Origin of the sequence: Algoriphagus hitonicola (assembly GCF_900113375.1) — a bacterium.
Lineage (GTDB): Bacteria > Bacteroidota > Bacteroidia > Cytophagales > Cyclobacteriaceae > Algoriphagus > Algoriphagus hitonicola.
In genome coordinates, this window is the sequence record NZ_FOPC01000019.1 from 1 (window position 1) to 22,468 (window position 22,468).

A 22,468-nucleotide genomic window follows, 5' to 3' on the forward strand; every position below is an offset into this window, starting at 1 on the left:
GCCGGAGTCTGATCCGCATTCGCAGTCTTATCGTCGGTGTCGGAGGTAACGGTATTGTCGCCGTAAGTCGTGCTGGCAGAAGCCGTGTTGGTCACGCTGCCCGCATTCAGATCCTCCTGGGTAATGGTATACGTAGCCGTTACGGTAACGCTTGCTCCAGGTGCCAACGGTCCGTCTACCGGAGCGATGGTCGCAATCTTGTCGTCAGTCACCGTGAACGGTCCGGCCAATACCACATTGCCGCTGTTGGTGATCAGGTAGCTGTATTCTACCAGGTCGCCAACTGCATCGTACGTGCCGCCAGCCGTGATGCTCTTCGCGATCGTCAAGTCCGGAGTCTGAGTCAACGGAACAAAAGTCGGATTATCTTCATTGTTGCTCGTATGGTCAGACAAGTCATCCGTGGTCTGTGGATCTCCGTTGCCATCCGTGTAAGACCCCGTGGCTGTCGCCTGGTTCGTTATACCGCCTGCATTGATATCTGCCTGTGTTATCGTATATGTCGCAGTGGCTGTACCTGTAGCTCCCGGGGCCAACGTGGCCGGAGTTACCGGAAGGTTGACAGATGCTGTCAAGGCATCGTCTATCTCAACACCACTCAAGGTCACGTAACCATTGTTGGTTACCGTGAACGTGTAAGTTATTACATCGCCTGCTGCTCCTGTCCCGCCTACCGATGCCGTCTTCACAACTGCTATCGATGGGGTCGGAGCCTGACCAGCGCAACCTGTGTACACCACAAAATACCCATCTTCGTTATTGTTCCGGCTACTTTGATAGGAAGCTCCGGCCAGAGGCAAATTATTACTTTGCGTAAAACCAGAAATAACTGTCCTGTCCCCATCTGAACCAATATCGCGGATATAATCAACGTCACTACCGCCGTAATAAGTAGTGTAAATCAAATTCCCGTTAATATCTAATCCTCCAATCACTCCATCATAACTTCCACCCCCATAAAGTTTTTGGGGAGCATCATCTGAAGTAACAAGATCAGTACTCTGTACATCACCTACAAAATAAATAATGGCGCATTCGGATGAAAGTTCCACGTCTACTCCATCATCATTGCTGTTCCCTCCATAATAAGTACCCCATAAGCGTATTCCAGATTCATTAAACCTGGATATAAACATGTCATTTGCATTCTTCTTTACCGTTTGATATGCACCAACACTGGCAATATTATTTGTGCTCAGGGTTGTACCAATAATGTAAACATTATCATTAGCATCAACATCGATTCCCTTACCATGATCATTTTGAAGAGTAGCTGAAGATGGACCCCCAACATCATTTTGGGTACCTCCATAAAAGGTAGCCCAACTTCTTACACCCGATGAAGAGAATTTCAAAAGAAACGCATCAGTATTCCCACCAAAAGTAGTTTGGTGCGCACCAGATGTAACAGGAAAACTACCATCAGATGTAGTTCCTAAAATGTAAACTTCACCATCGTTATCAATAGCGACACCGGTTGCTTGATCTATACCACCAGCGCCATAGTAGGTTGACCAATCCGTCGTTCCATCTGAGATATTCATTTGAGTGATAAAGGCATCACCTGAAGAACTGGCCACAGATTGGAAAGCATTACTTATCGGAACAAAATCAACACTTTCTGTATACCCGGTAAGGACCAGGTCTGTTGCGTTTACATCGATCGAACGTCCTTCTTCATTGCCGTTTCCTCCAATTAAGGTTGCCCAAACACGTGTGCCATTAGTACTGTTTAACTTAACTACTGAAACATCTTTACCATTTTTGTATGTCCCAAAAGTTACTGGAAACCCATTCCCTTGTGAGGTACCGACCAGGTAAAGGTTACCGTCTAAATATCGCATATGGTTCACCTGATCATCGTTGCCTCCTCCATAATAGGTAGACCAGTTAAGGGTACCAGTAGCATTAAAACTAGCAATAAACCCATCAAAGTTATTGTTGTAAGTATAGAGTCCACTGGTAACAGGCAAATTATTACTGTTGGAGCGTCCAGCCAGGAAAACATTTGTACCATCAGTAGCAACTGTTAAGGCTCTTTCGTTATTCGCTTTTCCATAATATGTTGCATAACTGATAGTTGGATCAATTATCAAATGCAAATTCGGATTAAAGCTACCGATATTAAACCCTATAATATTTTCAGACCTTTGCTGAAAAGATGAGATTACTTCAGTGATGCGATTTTTTTCATTTTTTTGGTAGGTAAAAGGTGCCTGATGATTAAAAAATCCAAAACTCGTTGCAATCTTTAATTCATTTTTATCGTCAAGAAATACATCCTTGGCACCTTCAATAACCCATTCAATTTTTTCAATTGAATTCGTATCTTCTATAATGAAATCATATTTAAGTTGATTTTTTTCATCTAAATAAAAATGAAGATCAACTCCTTCATAAATATTTTGATACTTGACGGATTTGAAATTTTTAGCTTCCAATCCTTCCTTTCGATTTTCTGTATAATAATAGGATGAGTTAATGGCTTTACCAACTGGAATTAATTGCAGTTTAGCATGTGCATTTAAAAATTTAAAATCAACACGCTCTATTTGATCAATACCCTTTACACTATTCCTAAAAATGTAACTGATATGCGATTTAAAAAAATAAACATCATATTCAGCAAGACGCAAATAAAACAAAACATCATTAGCATCTTCTCCATTTGTGTATAATACTTGCCCAGAATTCTTAACAAACGAATAATATTTTCCAGACTTCTCATAATTTTTATCCTTGCCTGAATATAAATCTCCAGAAAAATTGGAAAGATTTTTTAAATTTTTCTTTAAATGATTTAATTCACCATCATATGAAGATCTATTCGATAGAATAGGGATATTTGGTTGAAAAAAAAGATCATTGTCTTTATAATTTATTTTAGGCTTGTCTATTTTCTCTTCAGAATTCAAAATAACAGTGTTGGGCGTAGAAGTAACAGAACCAACATTCCAACTGTCGATGTATCCAAGTGTACCTCCTGAGGCGCTTATACTAAATTGAAAAAAAATGGAGAAACACAGAAAAAAAGAAATTTTCGAAAAAGCTAGAGGAGAAAACAACTTTCCTGATTTTAGAAATGAATGTGTTGAATGAGGCTCAGGTAAAGAAAATTTCATAGAGAATTTTTATTGATTATTCCCCAACCTCGTCTACACAAAAAGTACAGAAGAATGGGTTACAAATTTCTTGATAATCTTTCCATCCAGATCTTCAAAAAAATGACTGTTCTTCAAAATCCTGAAAAAATCTAAAAAATGTTCTTCAAACAAATGACGCGTTATTCAAAAAACAGACTTTTGAGTGCAGTTAAATCCACTTAATTGCATTTTATTTTCGACGTAAAATTTTAAAATACAAAAAGGTCGTTTCATGTAATTTAAAATACATTTTATTTTTTATAACTTAAATAATAAAATAACTCGGAAAAATTCAATTTTTTCACTTGAAAAACTTTTAATCCAGCATCCAAACTTGAATGATTCAATGTGGATAAGTCCGGAAAAGTTTCTTCTAATGAATGGATGAAAGGTAAATCCAAATGTCACTAAAGGGACTCCTTCTTATTTTTCAACACCTGCCTTCATGGTGGTTTTTATTCCTCAACTCTTGCTTCAATGTTCAACTATTCACCGGATTATTCCTTCAAGGTAATCAATGGCGCTCTTTTTAGGGACTGAGAGTGAACCTAAATCCCGAAAAGTGTGTGTAAATCAATCCTACTATGTGGATTTCAACAGAAAAGGAAATTGGAATTCGCATATCTATTCAGAATGCAAAAGCCGGAATAAAAAATTCTGATTATAAGGATCTGATTATACGGAGCCCTCCCCGTTGAATATTATTCACATGATTTTTGGCTAGAATACCGATGAAGAAAAACCGAAGAAACCAAAAGATTTGGCATTTGTATGGTAACCTGAACTCTGGATTTAGCTTCTGGCAAAGTTCCGTTTACCCATTAAAAAGAAAATGTGGATATCCTAAAAAAATGCGAATGGATCGAGAAGTCGAAATCGAATAATTTGTAGGAAAGCTACCCATGATTATTTTTCAAAAAAAGCCTTTTTAAAGCTGGAATTGAATAAACCCCCATAATTAGACTGGCGAAAATTCTCTGCAGAGCATGAAAAGATCAGGAGTTATCCACATAAAAATTGTGGATAACTAGGTATTCAATTCAATGTCACAGGCCAGTTTTTCAATCTCCCGATTCAAGTATTGATGACACACCACCGCATGCCGGTCTGTTTTCCCCACCTGACTAAGTCGGGAAATACACAAGTTCCAGACTCCCTTTATTTGAAAGTTTCTGCAACAAAAAACCTTATTGAAACCGATTTCAATAAGGCCTTTATACCAGATTTAAATTCAAAATATTGGAGGATGTATTACCAACTATAATTGACCATCAGACCCCATTTTTGCCAGTTCAAGTTTCAAAATATATTCTCTGGGGGTCATTCCCGTGTACTCTTTGAAATACGCATAGAAACTGTTCGCACTATTAAAGCCCACATTATTAGCCAAAGCTTCAATCGTATATGCCCTCCATTTGGGATAGGATTCCAATTGGCTTAGGGCATACTCAATCCTAAGCTTGTTAACATATTGGTTGAAATTCATCTTAAAATTTTTTTTTATGATATTGCCAATATTTTTGGAAGAAATATTCAAGTCCTCCTCAATCTTCTTTGCTGAAAATTTCTGATCAAGGTAAGGCCTAGTCTCTTCTAAATATCCGGATATAATTATCAATCGTTTTTTTTCCTGAGAGCTCAAATCTGAATTGGTTTCCAATGAAGAATATCCTATGCTAAAGACTTGTTTTGGACTATCAGGATTCTTGGAGGTATCAATTTCCTCGATTTCAACCGCAAGTTTGGACAAGCCTTTGTGCCAATAGTTGGAATACAGAATTTCTGGCCTCAAAAAAAAGTAAACCATTAACAACAGGGAGACAACAATCCGATAATTAGTAACGAAAATCAATAAGGGGACATCAATTAAAACCACTCCCACAGCAAGATAAATAACGATCAAAAGCTTTAGACTCAAATAAACAAAAAAGGAGCAAACAAGTCTTTTAGGATTGTAATTAGCCTTAAAAAAAATTCGATATTTCATTAAAATTCTTAGGAGAAGCAAAAAATAAAATAATAGTAGGAAAAATCTTAAAACGATAACCCATTTCCCTGGAACCATCAAGCCACCCACACCACTTGACAACACTTCAATAGGCCCAAGCTGATCAAAAAGAGCCAATTTTGATGGTCCTGATAAAAGCCAAAAGGGCGTGAAATTAATTAGTGTGAATAATGCAGGAATAAAATGAAGAACTACCTCAAAATATTTTACTTCCTTATTGATGCTCCGTAATACGATTAAATAAATTAAAGGGTTGATACAGAGAGAAATAGGAATACTTGTTAAAAGAATATGAGGATACAGATCTCCAAATCCAATTAAACTCACCCCATCAATTAGGTAAACAAAGGTTATAGTAAAGAACAAACTTCCTAAAAGGAATGCCATTGATCTATTACCCTGGAAATTTCTTATGAAAGAATAAGTGATTAATGCCCCCAAAATTACAACTGGGGAAATTAACAGATATAAACTAAAATATTCTATTTTTAGAGAAATCATACGTTTGAAATTTAATAAGGTTATTAAACTAAAATCCTCTAAGAATGTCCTAATCTAAAGAAATATTTATTTGGCAAAGGGAAAGTAGACTTTCGAGAGGGATTGGCTCAAAATGGACTATGCCTAATCGATATATAATTTTAGTAATACTTTAGGGGGCTGCATGAAAGGTAGAGATTAGAAACTACTTTTCAAAAAAAATTATTGCCTTTACGAATAAAGGCAACTTATCGATTGAATCTTTTTAACTCATAAGGATTTTAGCTTGATTTTGAAGGTGGTTAATTCATCTGCGATGAGAATGAAAACCGTAAAAAAAGGAGAAATCCCTCCTACCCCACCCGGTCAATTCCAAGGATATAATTGGCTGCTTGATGTGCCTTTTGAGTGGCATAGATCAGCATTTTTGAATCTTCCTGAAATGGCTTAAACCATCCTTTCAAATAGGCTAAGGAGTTTTTGAAATTTGCATCCTTGATTCCGGCAAGAGCATTCAAAAAACTGGCTCCCATTTCGGCAATCAATTCCTCTTTTGAATATTTCACCGAACCAAAGCCAACCAAAGCCGGTCTTTCGGCAAATCTTCCTAATCTGCTTGAATGGCCTGTACTATGGATCATTTCATGAAATAGGACTGAATAATATTGCTCGTCTCCTTTGAAGGATTCCTTTTCCGGCATATTGATAAAATCTCTGGAAGGGCTGTAAAATGCCTCGTCTCCTTCATGAATAATATTCGGACAGGTGGTATAGCCTGCAATGATGGATTCGCAAATTTCGATGGGAGAAAAAACCCTTTCCTCGGCAGCTTCAGTGGAAAAGTCGATACCTTCTATTTGATCGATATTGAAAACCGTCCAGATAAAAGGGGTAAACTTCCTTCCAAAAAGGTCCTCGTTTTCGCCTTCTTCATTGGTAGTCTTTCCTTTTACAAACTTGGAAATCTTCCAGAAAACGACTTTAGAACCTTTTTCATCCTTCTTGACATTTCCGCCAAGGTGCTTTGCCTGATTGTAGGTCAGGAAATAAGGACTTTTAAATTTCTTGGAGATAGTAACCCAAGCCAGCCAAAGTGCATTGAATCCCAGATAGGGACGTTTCGAAGCGTAATTCTTCGGAGAGTTTTTAGGACTCCATACTTGTTCCCAAGTAAGATTTTCATTTTGGATACCTTCGATGATTTCGTTGGTAACGGTCTCCGCTAATTGGTTGAAATTTTCCCAAGCTTTCATGATAATAGAGGTTTAAAGCGTGACAAAAAAGGATTGATAAAGAGTTTATTAAGTTGTTTGTCAGCCACATAAAGCCCAGTTATATCCAAGGATATTAGGAAGATCGACCCGACACTTAATCCAGGATTTTCCCCGAGTACAAGGGGTAATTTTTTGGAAGTGAAAGGCGATATGTGGGCGTGAAGTGACATTTTTTTTTATCCACTGGTATTGAGGTTCTGACCGACATGCAACCCATAGAGGGTGGTTCTGCATAGGGCAAAAGCCTGGGATAAAAAACTGGGAGGCAGTCCGTAGGAGACCCTGTTTTTTAGATCAGGGCGGAGTGTACTTTTGACTAGTGCAGGTTCGCACTCAACCTTTGCATCGTCGTGTCATACACCGAAGACCGGGGGATATAGAAGGAAAAAATGGAACGGAGCGCTCACCGACCGAAACGGAATAAAATCTCGATATATTCGGAAGAAAAATCTTAAATGGCTTGCCCCCCCTAAAAGAGGCTCGGGCTACGGCTTCACGAAACGGCCTTCCCAAGTCCCAGGCTTGCCGGGACTTCCGAGAAGGGTAAGTGGAGTGAAGCGGTAGCCGTGGGGAGTGAAAGCCCTTTCCTAGAGTGGAGAGAAAAGAGCTGTCATTTGAAAAATGGCACGAATTAACCGGAACGAAAGGAGTGGGCGAAACGGGGGAAAATGAGCTTAGGACGGAACAGAAAATCCATTTTTAGAAGCCGGTTTGCAGATTGAGACTGAGACTGTTCAACGGGACTGTTCAAATAACCGTACCGCTTTTCAAGCTGGTTCGGAATTCACATGTTTTGTGCTGGAACATGTTTTTACTGTGAAGAAAATAGTGATCCCTACTCTTTCTCTCTTTGTAAATCACACCTTCCTACTCTCTTTTGGCTTTGAAAAAACGGAGGCAGGATTCTTCAACTGGAAACCGCTCTTCAACCTCCAAAATTTTTATGGTAAGAACCGTATTTTTGACCAAATAACCCAACTTTCCCCTGATTACATATCATTATCACAAACTGTCAGTATATAATTCGGCTTCTGACAGAATTCTGAATATTCAAATTATATTTAGCTTTGTTTCAAATCCACACTATGAAAATCAAGACTTGGACCTGGGTACTGGCGATAGCTCTTTTTGGGACCCTGATTTATCTTCCTTCTTTACGCTTTCAATACACACTTGACGACGGGATTTATTCTCATTTCAACCGGGTGACCGTGAAAGGACTGGAGGAATGGCAAGAGGTTTTTAAATATGGCTCGATGAATTTCATCGAAATCAGCCCAACCAATACCGGGATTTACCGACCCTTTACTTTGCTGACTTTTGCTTTGGAAAATGAACTCGTCGGCAAATTCGATCCGGGGATAAGTCACGGGATTAACCTTTTGCTCTACTTTATTTTGCTGGTAATTCTCGGTTTCTTTTTTCAGGATTTGCTGAGCAAAAAGAAGTTTCCTTGGTGGTTTGCCGCCCTGATCCTGTTGCTTTATGCCGTTCATCCGCTGCATGTGGAGGTCGTGGCCTCGGCCAAAAGCCGGGATACCTTGCTTTCTGCCGTTTTTGCATTTGGGGCGATTTGGATCTGGTGGAGGAAGGAGGGCAATCTGAAACCTCTTCAGTGGGTTTTAGTGCTTGGTTTGTATTTTCTTTCTTTGATTTCCAAGGAAGAAAGCATCCCGCTGATCGCTTTGGTGGGATTGATCGCTTATTTTTTTCTGGGGAAAAAGCCGCTTCAGGCAGTATTTGCGGCGCTTCCCTTTGCAGGTACAGCAGCTTTATATCTATTGATTCGGGGAATTATTCTGGACAAAACCGCAACAGTTTATGACTCCTACATCAACAGCATCATGTATTTGGCTGACGGTTCGGAGCGGATTGCAACCAATTTCGAGATCTACCTGCAGTACGTCAAACTCCTGTTTTTTCCCCATCCACTTTCCTGGGATTATTCCTTCAGCCAGTTGAATGTGCAGCAGTTTTCCAGCCCAATAGTCTGGTTGAGTATTGCCTTTTTTGGCGCCTTGATTTACCTGGCGATCCTTGGATTCAAGAATCGAAGTTTGTTGAGTTTTGGCCTTATCCTGTACTTCGCTACGTTTTCTATTTTCGCCAACTTAGTTCCTGCCTTGACCATTGGTTCCAACTTGGGTGAGCGTTTCATGTTTGTCCCATCACTTGCATTTGCCTTGTTGATCGTGTATTTGCTATACCTTTTGGGAGAAAAATTCCTTCCCAAACAGACATACCTTTTGCCGCTTATCGTTCTTCTCCCGGTGCTGCTGGGATTCACCTGGAAGACGATGGATCGGACCAAGGTTTGGGAAAGTAACCTGACGATCACTCGGGCGGATGTCATCTCCGCTCCAAAAAGCTGGAGGACACATACTTTTTATGCAGAAGAGCTTCGGAGGATTGCCGGCGAGCTAAAAAAAGAAAACCCGGATTCTGCACGGGTGCTATTCACAGAAGCCCGCAAAGAATATGAGTCAATGTTTGGGATTTTGGGAAAAGACCTTCCGGTATCTCAATATTTGGGAACCTACGCAGAAGTCCTGATCAATTTGGGAGACAGTGCCCAAGCGATAGCTGTTTTGGAAGAAAACATCAAGAAAAACCCAAAAGCCTTTTACCCGCTTTTCCAGATGGGTAGGTTCGCCTTTGAGCGAAATGAATTCGAGGAAGCGGAATCCTATTACCTCCAGGCCTTGCAATCTGACTCACCAAATATGGGGCCCCTTTACCGAAATCTCGGTTTGACCTATAGCCGACAAAGTAAGCGGGAGCAGGCAGTGGTTGCTTTGGAAAAATCGCTGGAATACTGGGATGATCCTAATATCAGAAATGCACTGGGATTCATCTATTCTGAACTGGGTCAAACAGAAAAAGCAGCCCAGTACCTTACTACTGAAGGTACAAACAGTCCTGAGGAGGTCTTGTTTGTTAAGGCTGTGCTAAAGGGAAATGAATCGTTGGGAAAAAGTGATTTCAGAGCAGCATTGGCTGAATACCAAAAAATAGAACCGATCTACGATCAGGTAGATGGGGAAATCAAATTCCCGACATTCTACGCTGCATATGCCAAGTCCCTGATGGAAACGGGAGATACCATATCTGCTAAGACTAACTTCCTTCGCGCGGCAAATGAAATGAACTCCACTGATCCCGTTGTCTTTACCAATTTGGGAACGATTGCATTCATGAAAGAAAAGAATTTTAGTCAGGCAGAGCAATATTACCAAAAAGCGATTGATCTAGGACATACCGACAAGTTTAATGCATACTCCAACCTTGGCATTACACAATTAGCCCAGCGGAAAGAAGCTCAGGCTGCAGCCAGTTTTGAGAAAGCTTTGGAATACGGTACCAGCAGACAAGTTTTGGGTAATTTGTATTTGCTCTATCAATCCCTCGGCAATCCAGAAAAGGCTAATTTTTATCGTGAAAAGCTCGCTGTTTCAAATTGATTACTTGGACAAATCAAGCCGGTCTTTCAGTGCCCCGTCTGCCAGATACACAGACAAGGTGAATTTTTCTTGAGTCAGGGACATGGCTCCATAGTGAAACCCTCGAAAGTTTTCTCCGCATACCAAACCCGATTGGGAGCACTGTTCAAATCATCCTCTGGCTTATAGACCAGCTCGATTTGAGCGATTTCGGAAAGAGGTTGGATCGTGTTCATAAAAATGGGATTAGAGGTTAGAAATTAATTAGGGTGCAACTCCCAGTTATTGAGCGGTCAAGGCCAACTGGAAACGGAATAAATGAAATTAAGCGGGCAGGTAGTGTTTATGTCGAAGCCTTTTAGCCGATTTAGAAGCGAAAAAGCTTAATTCCACTATTATTATACAGGTGCGTCTAATGGCTTGCCCCCCTAAAGGAGGTTCGGGCTACGGCTTCACGAAACGGCCTTCCCCAGTCCCAGGCTTGCCGGGACTTAGGAGAAGGGTAAGTGTAGTGAAGCGGTAGCCGTGGGGAGTGAAAGCCCTTTCCTAGAGTGGAGAGAAAAGAGCTGTCATTTGAAAAATGGCGCAAATGAAATGGAACGAAAGGAATGGGCGAAACGGGGGAGAATTCTTCTATAAATATTTTTCTCGATTACAATTTCAATTCATTTTCTCCTACAGAATCTTCTTCAAACCAAGCTGATCCTTACCAAGGGACTCAACTAATTCGGAACTGCCATATTCCATCGCTATTGATTCGATTTCTTCAAAATGAAGAGAGGGAAATTCGATCAACCGCTTGGCTATTTGAAGCAAAAGTTTTTCCTCCCGCTTTAATAAGCTGATCGCTTCCTGCTGAGCCTCCAGAATGAAATCAGCAGCCATTTGGTCGATTTCTTCATTTGGCATGAATTTATATTCTCCCGGTTGAAGATTCCCTCCAGAATACTGAAGCACTGATCCTCCCAAGCCGTTTTCTCGAAATTGCTTGAGTACTGTGGTGTTCACATAGGTTAAATCTCCTCTTGAGCCATCGGAGACATTATCCTGCCCGAAGATTATTTGCTCTGCCAAATAACCCCCCAAACAATACTGGACATATCGCTTTAGGGTTCTTTTACTTTTGAATTCATCAAGGTATCCATGGCGTACAAATCCTTGCCCAACTCTACTATTTGTCATTGCACTGATCTGACAAGGAACTTGATAATAGGTAGCCAAATACATCACAGCATGGCCAGATTCATGTACTCAAATTGCTTTTGGGAAAGGCAGCATGCACTAGCTAGTTCAGGAATTCGATTTTGACCCTGGTTAATTTTAATCAATTGGGTGGCATAAGCCATCGGGGTATCCAATTCATGCGCTCTATTCAATCGACCGAGGAAAAACCGATTTAAAAGTTCGATTTGAACATCCGTATTTAGTGCCCCTTCAACCTGTTCGGTCAAACGATCTGCCTCAATTCCTAATAAATCGTTTAGCGAAATAAATTCACGACTTAATTCCCCTGCGGGAACCTGAAAAAGCTTTGGGATAGCATGGGAAAATAAGGAAGCTCCTATCAAATGATAAAAACCAGGCACCTCAATCTGATTGGCCTGCTCGGTATGACCCTGCACTGCTGTGAAAAGTAATCCGGAATGGGGACTTGAATCAGCAAATCCAAAAGTAATATCAGTCAAGGTGTTTGCTACGGTATAGTAAGTCGATTTGGGAGCAGTTAAATCCCGGTTCCAAGTAGCCACCCAGTAATGACTGACCAATCCTCTGAGTGCTTCACAGGGAAGAATCTTTTGGTAAAACATAGGCAAGAAAATTAGAGCATTATCCTTTCTCCACCCAAGCTTGCCAAAAACCAGACCAGCAATAATTAAGCATTCTGAATACACCAATGCCATTCCAAAAAAGCCCAGCATTTAATCGAAACATTTTTTGCTTCCTCATTCTTATCTAGGTCAAAAAAATCAAGAACCCTATTCTAACAAATCATCACTCAAGCAATCAAAACCCTCATTTTGCACCCAACACAAATTTATTGAGATCATCTATTCCAAATCCAGATAAAGTTTCTGCAATTTCTCCGTCCTCTTCTAAGACCTAAAATCGAATAGCAAAAAATGGTTTTACGCTAACAAAACTAATCGTTTAACGCTGCCCGCATTCGGTCAGTGTTGTTCGATATTCGACAGCTTTCAAAATACCAATACCCATGATGTGCGATGCCGGCAGTAAAAGAACAATTTAGCTGTACGGGAACATTAAACCTGATCTCCTGTTTAATTAGTATAATCAAACCAAAAAAATTATGTCAAGCCCAGAACACAAACAACTCATTTGGAATTTAATTAAAGATATCAAAGTAGGAATGTTGGTAACCAAGGAATTAAACGATGAGGACGGCTTAAGAGCTCGTCCGATGAGTTTGGTGCAAGATGCCTACGATGGGACATTATATTTTTTCACTTCGAAAACTGATGCCAAGGCATTTGAAATCGCCCAAGACAAAGATGTTTGTCTGACATTTAGCAATCCCAAGGATAATGTATATGTGTCCCTTACGGGCAAAGCGAAACTTTCTGAAAAGCGGGATTTAATCGATCAATATTGGAATAAATGGGTCGCAGCCTGGTTCAAAAACGGCAAGGATGATCCGGATGTAGCTATACTTGAGGTGAAAATCAGCAAAGGAGAACATTGGGATTCTACCAATAATAAATTGGTTCAGTTATTTGAAGTCACCAAGTCCAATATTTTTGAATCATCCACTCCGAACTTGGGTGAAAGTAAAAAATTCGGGACCGAATAAAACTTATGCAATTTTCAAAGGATTAAGCCTCAGAAGATTTCTGGGGTTTTTCTTTAAGGGGAAAGATCAGCTGATCTAACGATTCGAAGATTTCATCCCTACAGAATCAACACGGTATTTTTGCCAAATACCCTTAAGATTATCTTCGTTCTTTTCTCAAGATCGAAAAAAAGCAATAAAAATTGATTAAATGTTCAGTTGAGGCCATTTGATCGAAAAAGTGGTGCCTTGATTGATTTTGCTTTCTGCTTTCAAATCGGCTCCCAGGCTTTGGGCAAATTCCTTGCAGAGCAACAGACCTACACCTGGGCCTTTTTCCCCTTGTGTTCCCAACTGGGAAGATACTCTGCCTGAGAACAGCGCTTCAACTTTGTCCGAACTCATGCCTACTCCTGTATCCGAAACACTGATTATTTCGGCATCTGTGGAGGAATGGTGGATTCGAATGCTTCCTCCCTCAGAAGTGAATTTGACGGCATTGGCAAGTAGATTTCGCAGAATAAAATTTAGCCGGTTCCGATCTGTTTTAAGTGTAAGATCTTCGGGTATATCGTTTTGAACCTTCAGGCTTTTGCCTTCAAAAGAGGAAGAAAGTTGCTGGATAGTACCCTCCACCAATTCCCGGATATTCACCTCCGTAAAAGTCACCTCACTTTGTTCCAACTCTGCCTGTGCCCATTCCAGAAGATTTTCCATCAGTCCTTTGACTGCATGGATTTGAGCTGAAACTCTGGGCAATAGATTCATAAACTCCTCTTGAGTGATCATCTTATCCGTCCAAATACCCAATATCCCAAGAAGAGAGGTAATTGGCGTTTTGAGATCATGAGTGAGAACCGAAAAGAGCCGTTCTCGGATTCGGTTGGATTCGGTCAAAGCCAGATTGGCATCTTCCAGTTTCTGACTTTGGCTTTCAATTTTTTGGGTTTGGGCTTGAAGCTGACTCAAAATCTCGGTGGTTTCTTGGTGAGCCTCTGCCAGCTCTTTATTTTTTCTTCGTTGAAAAATCCAAATACCGATCAAACCTAATAAAAGCACCCCTGCGGCAATTAGAAATTCATTTTTGCGGCGAATACTCAAATCCAAATACTTTTGCTCCTCGAGCAAGGCCTGATTTTCGATTTCCTTTTTTTCTGATTCGTATTTGATCAGCAAATCCTCGGTGATCTGCTTGTTTCGATTTCTATTAAGTTCCTGCTCGCTTTCCAGTTTCCTTTTGGTATAGCTCAAGGCATTGGGATAATCCCCCGCAGCTTCATAGGCCTTGGCCATCAGTCCTGATGCCGAGGAGATTTGAAAAAGTGTATTCATCTCTTCGGCGATCTCCATAGCATTTTTTGCATAGGCCAATGCCTGTCCATTATTCCCTTTTTCCAAGTTAAAATCCACAAGTTCGGACAAGAGAGAAATCTGCAGTTCCTGATCTTGGAGTCCATCCGAAACCTCCAAAGCCTCAGACAGGTATTGCTGGGCCAAGGAATCATCCCCATCTGCCCGGGCCAATTGTGCGAGCTGGCTCAGCGTGTTGATGGAACCCCGAAAATCACTCATCGAATTTTTGATGCTGAGGGATTGGCTCAGGTAGTATTGGGAGGAATCCAAGTCTATTTGTGCCTCTGTCTCAGCCCATAAGTCCCTGAAATAGCTTCCCAGATTATTGAATAAAAGACCTTGACCCCGTTGATTCCCTGAAATGCGGGCATAGTAAAGGGCGGTTCTATAGCGCTGCGCCGCCTCACGGGCATTGCCCCTTCGATACAAAATATTCCCGATATTCAACTGGGACTCCAGTAAACCTACTGTATCCTGAATTTGCTCCCGGATCTCAAGTGCCTGCAAATGGCTCTTCATCGCGGAGTCGAATTCGGATTTGATCAAAAAAGAAACCCCTCTGATATTTAACGCATTCCCCTGAATCTTGAGAAGTTTATTTTCAATAGCTAGTGCTAGTGCCGAGTCCGAGTAGGCAATTGCTAAATTTTGGTCCGAACCGTAAGTTGCTCTTGCCAGTTGATAGTAGAGCTCGGCTTTGATTTCAGGTTCGTTTACGTTTTTGAGCTCATTTTTCAGACTATCTACCGGTGTGAGGGTTTGCTGAAAAATGAGAAGGAAAAGCGCAAAAATGGTTGTCATAAAATGGGAATGGGATACACAATGAAATGAAATAGGCTTAAAACGCTTCAATATACCCAAGAAACTAAAAAAAAGGCAAGGTTGAGCTTTATCCAGGAGCTACTAAGCTCTGCGGAGGAGCGTAATATTTTATGGCGCTGAATGGAGCTGCGACTAAAAGGAGCATCGGAATGGGGGGGTTAGGCTTAGCGGCCATCTCTCACCTCTGCTCGAGAATCCACCGGAAATTAGCCTTGTAGTGCCGAGGAGGATATCAATTTTCAATGAGCAATTTTCAAGCGGTAATGATTATTGATGAATTGGGGAACTGTCGAACTGTTGAATCGATGGGAAGTTTGGAGATTGGTGATGTCTGACCTTTGAAAAATATCGAATGATAAATGAATCATGATGAATTTCGAAGTGTGACGCAAATTCGATTCCGATTGAGGGAATCTGTTGAAAGTCAGCTAACGCAAAAATCTCTTTCGCTCTAAATTCTGAGACATTTAAAAGAATTGCCAATTCGTCCGGAGCATAGCTTAAAGTCATTGATTTTTTGATCTTTTGCTTTCGGAGGTTTGTCCGTTCACCTACAGATAGGTCCAATTTCAGATTGAATTTCTCCTTCATCGTAAATTTGAGAAATGATTTCTCCCATGTTTTAATTGATCAACTTTTGCTTGGAATGTGACTATCGATTCCTAGTTAGTGAGTTTACTTCATCTTCTTCTTTTTTCCAATACTAGTCTCAACCGCTCAATTTGAACTCGATGACTCCTTTGCAAAATTATCGGATAAAGGTTTCCGATCACATTGATTACCGTGGTAAGCAAGAAAATGAGGGCATACCCCTTGATTAGAAGATAGAAAGTTAGGATTTCAATCGTAATAAAAGCCGCCAAGTGACCAAATTCTGATTGCCGTGTTTGCGTGTCAAAATTCTCAATTCCAGTCTTCGTCCCGTTAAAATACTTTTTTCGATTCTTCTCTTTTCCCCAAAAGAACTTTAGTAAGAGTAGTTTGAAATACTCCACGCCCAAAACTTGATAGATCAATGCCAAGTTTTCTGAATTCTTGATCTTATAATAGGAGTTTGGTAAAATACGGTTAGTCCGAAAGGCAAAACCAAGTAAGGCATAAACACCTGTTATAAATAAATTCAAGGCAAAAGAAACAGCGAATACGCCTAGCCAACTAAACTGAATTGGGTTGGTCATCTCTAAAAATCGGAACAATTCCAGTGACCTGTAAGCTAGGAAAATGGAAGCGAAGGATAATAGGAGCTTTTTTACCATATCATTGAGGATAAAAAGAAAATACAATCTAAGGAAAGTTATTTAACTTAATACGTAATCTCCAAGTTGATCTGTCTTCCTTCTTCACTTGCTTTTTTGTCCATTGCAGAACCTACTGATATCCCAATTGCCATTCCGATGGGTAATCCTATTGCCAGAAAAGCCATGTTCCCCAGGCTCGTTCCAAAGACCACTCCAAGCGGGATCCCAAACGCAGCCATTCCCGGCGACATCCAGGTGTAGCGGTAGTGATTTTTGGAAACAATCTTATGTAGTCCCAACATACATTCAGGCCAATGTTTGATCTACCTATAGATGAGAGGGAACAGTGGATGCTACAAGTTATTGCTTTACGCCAACCAGGTTTGCTATCCTTATTATCTAACCTAATCATAAAGGTTTCTTCACAGACATTCCATTTTCGAATACTAAGTTTGAACTGGTATGAAGGGTATTTCATTTTGGTCTTGGTTTCTACTAGTGCTATCAGGTATCGTATTTATTGCGGGCCAGGATTTCTACAGCATCTATATACTCGATGAAGCCAAAAATGCCGAGGCTGCCCGCGAAATGTGGGAAAGCGGTAATTGGTTTAATCCTACTTTCAATGGTCAAGCCCGATATGATAAACCACCTCTTCACTATTTTTTCATGGGAGCAGCCTATTCTATTTTCGGTGTAGGGGAGTTTTCGGCACGGATTTTTTCAGGTATTTTCGGGTGGTTGACAGGGGTAATGATTTTTTTGAAAGTCAGGAACCGGATTGATGAAAAAGCGGCTCAGGTATCGATTTTCTCGTTTATGGTCAGCGTGCAGTGTCTGATTCAGTTTCGAATGGCGGTTCCGGACCCCTACTTGATTTTTTTCTTAACGGCTGCCTGTCTGGAGTTGGAAAATTACCTATTCAAATTAAACCATCCATTAAAATACCTACGAAGGGCCGCCTTGTTTTTGGGGTTGGCTTTTCTTGCCAAAGGCCCTGTAGCGGTGGCTTTGGTTGTGATCCCTCTGTTGGCTTACCTAATGTTACAGAGATACAGTCATCGGCTAAAACTCACACGTTTCTTTGATCCTTTGGCCATTATCCTATTTTTTGGCATCGGTCTTTCATGGTATGTCGGTGTGTATTTCTTGAATAGTGGGGAATGGCTGGAGGAGTTCTTTTTTACCCACAACCTCAACCGCTACTCCTCCCCGATGGAGGGTCACCGTGGGCCTTTTTATTTACCACTGGTATACTGTATCCTAGGGTTTTTTCCAAGTTCACTGATATTGTTTTCCTCGTGGAGATTGAGATATTATGACATTCGCAGAAAGCCCCTGATACTTTGGTCTATCCTTTATGTGGCCTTTGTTATTTTGTTTTTTTCCTTCGCAAGCACCAAGCTTCCCCATTATATCGCTCCTGCATTTCCTTTTTTAGCTATTTTGATTGGTAGCCAGTTTTATACTAGACCCAGCAATCTGTTTTTTAATTTGGTGACTACTATTGGTGCCTTGCTACTATTGGTTTTACCCTTTGCTGTTTTCTTTACTCAGGATTATCAGAGAAGTTATTTCGGGGAAATATTTCCTTTAGTTTGGGTAATATTTCCAGCGCTATTTGGATTAATCTCAATTTTTTTCGTGTTACAAAAAGTAAAATCATTGGCTTATTTTTCTTTGGGCTTGGGTTTTTTTGGTTTGGCGGTTTGGTTGATGGGCCAGTTGCTGCACGCCATAGATGTCCAAAATCCGGTAATCCGGTCAAAAGTCTACTGGGAGAATGGGCCTAGACTTTACTATTGGAAAAAGATGAATCCTGCTTTTCCTTTTCAAGCTAGGAGAATTATTCCAGCTTGGAATGAATCAGCGGGAAATGAGGCATTGGTCATCACCGACCGTAAGGTTTTGGACTCCTTTCCTTACCCCTATGAAGTGGTTTTCCAGGGGAAAGATATCTTTGAGGGAACAGAAACGATTTTGATCAGACCGAAATCTCCGGGTTTTTAATAGGAGTAGTAGTTCTTTTGGATTTCCCAAAACTAATAAAGGCAAGTAGGGAGCAATTTAATTTTTTACTTGGGAAAAACTGAAAATATAGGACTCTACCCATCCAAGCAGATAGAATACCTAGGGCAGCACCAGCAAAAACGTCTACAAAAAAATGCTGCATGAGATACACCCTGCTTAAAGCCACTAAGAATCCGGCTGATAAGAACAGCAACTGAAAATGTTTCTTTCGACTAAAAATAATCATGAGACTGGCAGCAATCATCAGCCCTGTGGCTGTGTGGCCAGATGGAAATGAATTCCAATGATGAAGCTCTACACCTGGAATCTGATAAAATGAGACCTCCTTTAGGTATTCAGCGGGTCGCGGCATCCCCTTGAAAAGAGCATGTTTGGTAATCAAAATAAGGATGGTCTGAACAATAGCCGCTAAACTCATAAACAGGGCAAAGGAAACTTTTCTTAAGGCCAAAATTGGTAAAATCAACAATAATATGATCATGTCACCCAGATGAGTCAAGGTGCTAAAGAATAGATCAAAAAGTGGGTGGTGATATTGGTTTAAAAAAAGCTCGGGAGTACCTTTTGGAAACAAAAAGGTAGCTAAGCCCAAAAATAACACCAGTGCAAAAGCAAAGATTTGAATCTTACTGATTGAGTTTTTTTTACTTCTCACGTCAGCAAGATAGCTGCCCAGCTTTGCCTTAGAATTAGCTATTCATGAAATAAATTAGAAGTTAAGTCTTTTGAGTCGCCCAATTTTTTAAGTCTATATTACAGGAATTGAAAGAATGACAAAGTTTGAGTAACAAAGCTCCAAAGTTATCCTAAGAATAAGGTCCAATTAAGCAATCATTCAAAAAAATAGACTACCAGCATTTGGCAGGGAGTTTTTCCAGAATTAACTGGATTATGAGCCAAGCGGCCATTGAATAGCATGGAGTCTCCAGCCTCTAACTGGATCACCTGATCTTCAAACTGGTATTCTACCGACCCCGATATGATGTATTTGTATTCATAGGCTTCTGTTTGGACAAAGTCACGGTTTGAACCGGGCTGAATTTCCAGAAGCACGATATCAATGGTAGTTTCCTTCACTTTTTTGGTGAATATTCGAAAATAATCGTACCCGCTAGCGGGTTCCTTTTCAAAATGCTCATAGTCAGATCTTCGTTTCACCAAGATGGGGGCCTCGCGTCCATGCAAACTGAGTTCATTGAAAAACTCATCTAAATCCACTTCCAAGGCTTTGATGATCTGAATCAACACCATCAAGGAAGGAATCGTCCTTCCGTTTTCAATTTGAGAGATCAGTCCTTTGGTCACTCCTGCCCGATCGGCAATATCCTGAAGCGTAAATGTTTTTTCCTTCCGAATCCGCTTGATTTTTTCACTGATCTGAACGATTACTTCTTGTTCCATGCTTTTTAGGTGATAAGACGGGACAAACTACTAAAAAACAAAGACACCCCCTGCCCCGTCAGTAAGAATTACTGGGTTCAAATTCCGTATTTTTTCACCACCTCCTCACCTAAGCCAAATGAAAGTGTCATTCCTGCCCCACCCAAGCCATTCACAATAATTTCTTGATCTGATACGGGATGAATCAACTCAGTTGCTCCATTGGTCATTTTTGGATAAATCCCATGCCAGGTAGAAGCTATACTCCAATCCTTAAATTCCGCAAATCCTTTTAAGTAATCGATGATCAGGTGATTGATTTTTTCCTGATCAAATGGGGATAAATCCAATCCATACTCGTGACTGTCTCCTATGGTTAATTCTCCCATTCCATTCTGAGAAACCATCACATGAATCCCCCATTCCAAAAGCTCCGGAAATTTTTTCTCGTAAACTTCCTTTAAGGCTCCAAGTGAGGGTGCCACCTCAAAACCTTTGTAATGAATAAAACTCAAGCCTGAACATAAGGGTGGTCCGATTCTCCAATTGTCGGGTTGTTTTACCAGCCTCGCCATCTGAAGTTTACACTTGGTAATCGGTAATTCTCTATAAACCTCCGGGTAAAGGATTTCAAAATCCGCTCCAGTACAAACATAAACCTGGTCAGCATCCCAAAATTCACGACCAGAATAGACCCTTCCTCCTTCGATTCGGGAAATCGCACAGCTCCAATGAAATGCTACCCCCTCCTTTGCCAGGTATTGAGCCGTTTTAAAAATCGCCTCTCTGGGATCTACGATGACTTCTTCTTCGGTCCAAAGTGCCCCTTTTAATCCTCCGAGTTTGGCTGCAGGACTCTTTTGGCTCACTTCCTGAGCGCTTAAAACCTGGGCAGACTTTACTTCTGAGAGGGCCTGAGCATACTCCTCGACCACCTGCATTTCCAAATCGGTATAAGCCAAATGTAATGCCCCGGTTTGTTCGGCAAAAAAGCCGGCCTTTTGGCTTAAATCCAACCAAATTTCCCGACTTCGCATGGCCCGGTCAAAACGCAATCCCTGAGCCTGTCCCACGGGCCAAATCATCCCGAAATTTCGGACAGAAGCCCCTTGCGCTTTGGGATAACGATCAAATATGCTGACTTGAACCCCCGAGTTTTTCAAAGCCCTGGCGACAGCCAAGCCGACCACACCCGCACCGATGACAATAGCTTTCTTCATAATGTTTGAACCATTGGAATGGATACTTTATTCTTTTTGCTTCTTATTTTTCTTTGAAAATAGACCAATGAAGCCCCCATCAGCACGAGTGACAATCCCATAAATAAGAAAATGATTTGAATGTAAAATTGTAGCCATGGGATCTCACTTAAAACGTCAAATTGCTTACCCATCAAAATCAAACTGGAACCCAAATACCCAAAGCTGTCCACCAGATACATCAGAAAACCCACATTGCTTGCACTTTTAAAAGAGGCAATTAAGCGCTCGAACAGCAAACAATTAAATGGGATATAAGCCATATAGACACCGGTACCTACCCCGACCATCCACCAATAGGGGTTCACATATCCGACCTGAAGTCCTAAGGTCACCAAAATGGCAAGCCCGCTACCCAAAAGGATTATCCAATGGTTTAGAAAAAATGCCTGAACATTGTTTTTTATCAATACCAATCCTGCCATCAGACTAAGAAGAACTAGTGTGATCGGGATTTCGGTTTGGGTAAGAATAGTTGGGGAAACATCAATATTCAAGCCTGACCAGATTTCCACCACGAAATTATCCCGAAGGTCACGTAAGCTTGTCAGCATCATGTAAACCAAAATCAACAAGATAATTCCAAACCAATTTTCCAGGAAAAATCGCCTTCGCTGACTGAAATCCATGGCAGGGCGCGGACTTCTCAATTGCTTGTCCTCAGCACTAGGTTCGGGAATATGATTGAGCAAGAAGACACTGATCACCATCAGAGGAAAGAAGATTCCAGCAGTAAAAAATGGCATCCATTTCTCAGAAACAGAGAAATCCTGCATCAATAAAATACCGACTGACTTTACAAACCCCGAAGAAAACACAAAACTGGCCGCAAGCATAGCTCCCATCATTTCTGTAAATCTTCTCCCCTCCATGTAATGGAATACGATACCCCAAATCAAACCCAGTGGAAAACCATTAAAAATGAAAAATAAGATTGAATAAGGGGCCGGAGCAATGGCAAAACCGAGTAAAGCCAACCAAGAAAAACCAATCAGCCCGATAATTAAATTAGCTCTTCCTTCTTTTTTTAACTCGGAAATCATCTTTATTCCGTAAAACTTGCTGGCCATATAGCCTAAGGTCTGTGCCAAAATCAACCAAACCTTCAAGTCCAGATCCAACAAATACTCCCCTTCAAAAGTAGCTGCTGCAAAGGGCTTACGAAATGCATACATACTACTATAGGTCAAAAAGCCCATTACCGCGGCAAAAAGACTCATGTGAAAGGAAGATATTCTCCTCAGAAAATTAA

At 40.8% G+C, this 22,468-nt stretch carries 17 protein-coding genes and 1 pseudogene; 3 read left to right on the forward strand and 15 right to left on the reverse strand.

The window, feature by feature from the left end; translation table 11 throughout:
- The 4 genes and pseudogenes from BM043_RS18250 to BM043_RS19750 form a co-directional block, all read right to left on the reverse strand.
- The coding region (locus BM043_RS18250) for a DUF7507 domain-containing protein (protein WP_092794402.1) at positions 1 to 3,122 on the reverse strand (3,122 nt) is incomplete at its 3' end.
- Between the two features lie 1,279 nt (positions 3,123 to 4,401).
- On the reverse strand, positions 4,402 to 5,652 hold the full coding sequence (locus BM043_RS18255; RefSeq protein WP_092794405.1) for a helix-turn-helix domain-containing protein: 1,251 nt from the start codon (positions 5,650 to 5,652) through the stop codon (positions 4,402 to 4,404).
- Between the two features lie 332 nt (positions 5,653 to 5,984).
- Positions 5,985 to 6,884, reverse strand: a complete 900-nt coding sequence (locus BM043_RS18260; RefSeq protein ID WP_092794408.1) for an ArdC family protein — start codon at positions 6,882 to 6,884, stop codon at positions 5,985 to 5,987.
- A 771-nt stretch (positions 6,885 to 7,655) separates the two neighbouring features.
- Positions 7,656 to 7,850: pseudogene (locus tag BM043_RS19750) on the reverse strand (IS1595 family transposase); the annotation flags it as partial.
- Positions 7,851 to 7,990: 140 nt separating this feature from the next.
- Between BM043_RS19750 and BM043_RS18265 the strand changes: the two are divergent.
- On the forward strand, positions 7,991 to 10,366 hold the full coding sequence (locus tag BM043_RS18265) for a tetratricopeptide repeat protein (RefSeq protein ID WP_092794411.1): 2,376 nt from the start codon (positions 7,991 to 7,993) through the stop codon (positions 10,364 to 10,366).
- Between the two features lie 74 nt (positions 10,367 to 10,440).
- On the opposite strand, the gene BM043_RS19585 is transcribed toward BM043_RS18265, so the two are convergent.
- The 3 genes from BM043_RS19585 to BM043_RS18275 all read right to left on the reverse strand — a co-directional run bounded on the left by BM043_RS19585 (position 10,441) and on the right by BM043_RS18275 (position 12,153).
- A complete protein-coding gene (locus tag BM043_RS19585; protein ID WP_177188522.1) occupies positions 10,441 to 10,581 on the reverse strand; it encodes a hypothetical protein in 141 nt (46 codons plus the stop codon).
- 439 nt (positions 10,582 to 11,020) lie between these two features.
- On the reverse strand, positions 11,021 to 11,572 hold the full coding sequence (locus tag BM043_RS18270; protein ID WP_092794414.1) for a M41 family metallopeptidase: 552 nt from the start codon (positions 11,570 to 11,572) through the stop codon (positions 11,021 to 11,023).
- On the reverse strand, positions 11,572 to 12,153 hold the full coding sequence (locus BM043_RS18275; RefSeq protein WP_143189578.1) for a DUF6597 domain-containing transcriptional factor: 582 nt from the start codon (positions 12,151 to 12,153) through the stop codon (positions 11,572 to 11,574). The genes BM043_RS18270 and BM043_RS18275 overlap by 1 nt, the downstream gene beginning before the upstream one ends.
- Positions 12,154 to 12,653: 500 nt before the next feature.
- Between BM043_RS18275 and BM043_RS18280 the strand changes: the two genes are divergently transcribed.
- Positions 12,654 to 13,154, forward strand: a complete 501-nt coding sequence (locus BM043_RS18280; protein ID WP_092794420.1) for a pyridoxamine 5'-phosphate oxidase family protein — start codon at positions 12,654 to 12,656, stop codon at positions 13,152 to 13,154.
- 186 nt (positions 13,155 to 13,340) lie between these two features.
- On the opposite strand, the gene BM043_RS18285 is transcribed toward BM043_RS18280, so the two are convergent.
- The 4 genes from BM043_RS18285 to BM043_RS18300 form a co-directional block, all read right to left on the reverse strand.
- On the reverse strand, positions 13,341 to 15,287 hold the full coding sequence (locus tag BM043_RS18285) for an ATP-binding protein (RefSeq protein WP_092794423.1): 1,947 nt from the start codon (positions 15,285 to 15,287) through the stop codon (positions 13,341 to 13,343).
- A 288-nt stretch (positions 15,288 to 15,575) separates the two neighbouring features.
- Complete coding sequence (locus BM043_RS19590) at positions 15,576 to 15,899, reverse strand: hypothetical protein (RefSeq protein WP_177188523.1); 324 nt, start codon at positions 15,897 to 15,899, stop codon at positions 15,576 to 15,578.
- Positions 15,900 to 15,988: 89 nt separating this feature from the next.
- On the reverse strand, positions 15,989 to 16,486 hold the full coding sequence (locus BM043_RS18295; protein WP_218144170.1) for a glycosyl-4,4'-diaponeurosporenoate acyltransferase CrtO family protein: 498 nt from the start codon (positions 16,484 to 16,486) through the stop codon (positions 15,989 to 15,991).
- A 125-nt stretch (positions 16,487 to 16,611) separates the two neighbouring features.
- Complete coding sequence (locus tag BM043_RS18300; protein ID WP_092794429.1) at positions 16,612 to 16,848, reverse strand: hypothetical protein; 237 nt, start codon at positions 16,846 to 16,848, stop codon at positions 16,612 to 16,614.
- A gap of 160 nt (positions 16,849 to 17,008) precedes the next feature.
- On the opposite strand from BM043_RS18300, the gene BM043_RS18305 reads away from it, so the two are divergent.
- On the forward strand, positions 17,009 to 18,556 hold the full coding sequence (locus tag BM043_RS18305) for an ArnT family glycosyltransferase (RefSeq protein WP_092794431.1): 1,548 nt from the start codon (positions 17,009 to 17,011) through the stop codon (positions 18,554 to 18,556).
- Here the strand turns inward: BM043_RS18305 and BM043_RS18310 are convergent.
- The 4 genes from BM043_RS18310 to BM043_RS18325 all read right to left on the reverse strand — a co-directional run bounded on the left by BM043_RS18310 (position 18,531) and on the right by BM043_RS18325 (position 22,436).
- A complete protein-coding gene (locus tag BM043_RS18310) occupies positions 18,531 to 19,232 on the reverse strand; it encodes a phosphatase PAP2 family protein (protein WP_092794434.1) in 702 nt (233 codons plus the stop codon). The genes BM043_RS18305 and BM043_RS18310 overlap by 26 nt on opposite strands.
- A 176-nt stretch (positions 19,233 to 19,408) precedes the next feature.
- Positions 19,409 to 19,978: a helix-turn-helix domain-containing protein gene (locus BM043_RS18315; RefSeq protein WP_092794437.1), complete on the reverse strand. Its 570-nt coding sequence runs from the start codon at positions 19,976 to 19,978 to the stop codon at positions 19,409 to 19,411.
- Positions 19,979 to 20,055: 77 nt separating this feature from the next.
- Positions 20,056 to 21,177 carry a TIGR03364 family FAD-dependent oxidoreductase gene (locus BM043_RS18320; RefSeq protein WP_092794440.1) on the reverse strand — a complete coding sequence of 374 codons (1,122 nt, stop codon included), beginning with the start codon at positions 21,175 to 21,177 and terminating at the stop codon, positions 20,056 to 20,058.
- Positions 21,174 to 22,436, reverse strand: a complete 1,263-nt coding sequence (locus BM043_RS18325; RefSeq protein ID WP_245753079.1) for a DUF5690 family protein — start codon at positions 22,434 to 22,436, stop codon at positions 21,174 to 21,176. The genes BM043_RS18320 and BM043_RS18325 overlap by 4 nt, the downstream gene beginning before the upstream one ends.
- Positions 22,437 to 22,468: the final 32 nt, after the last annotated feature.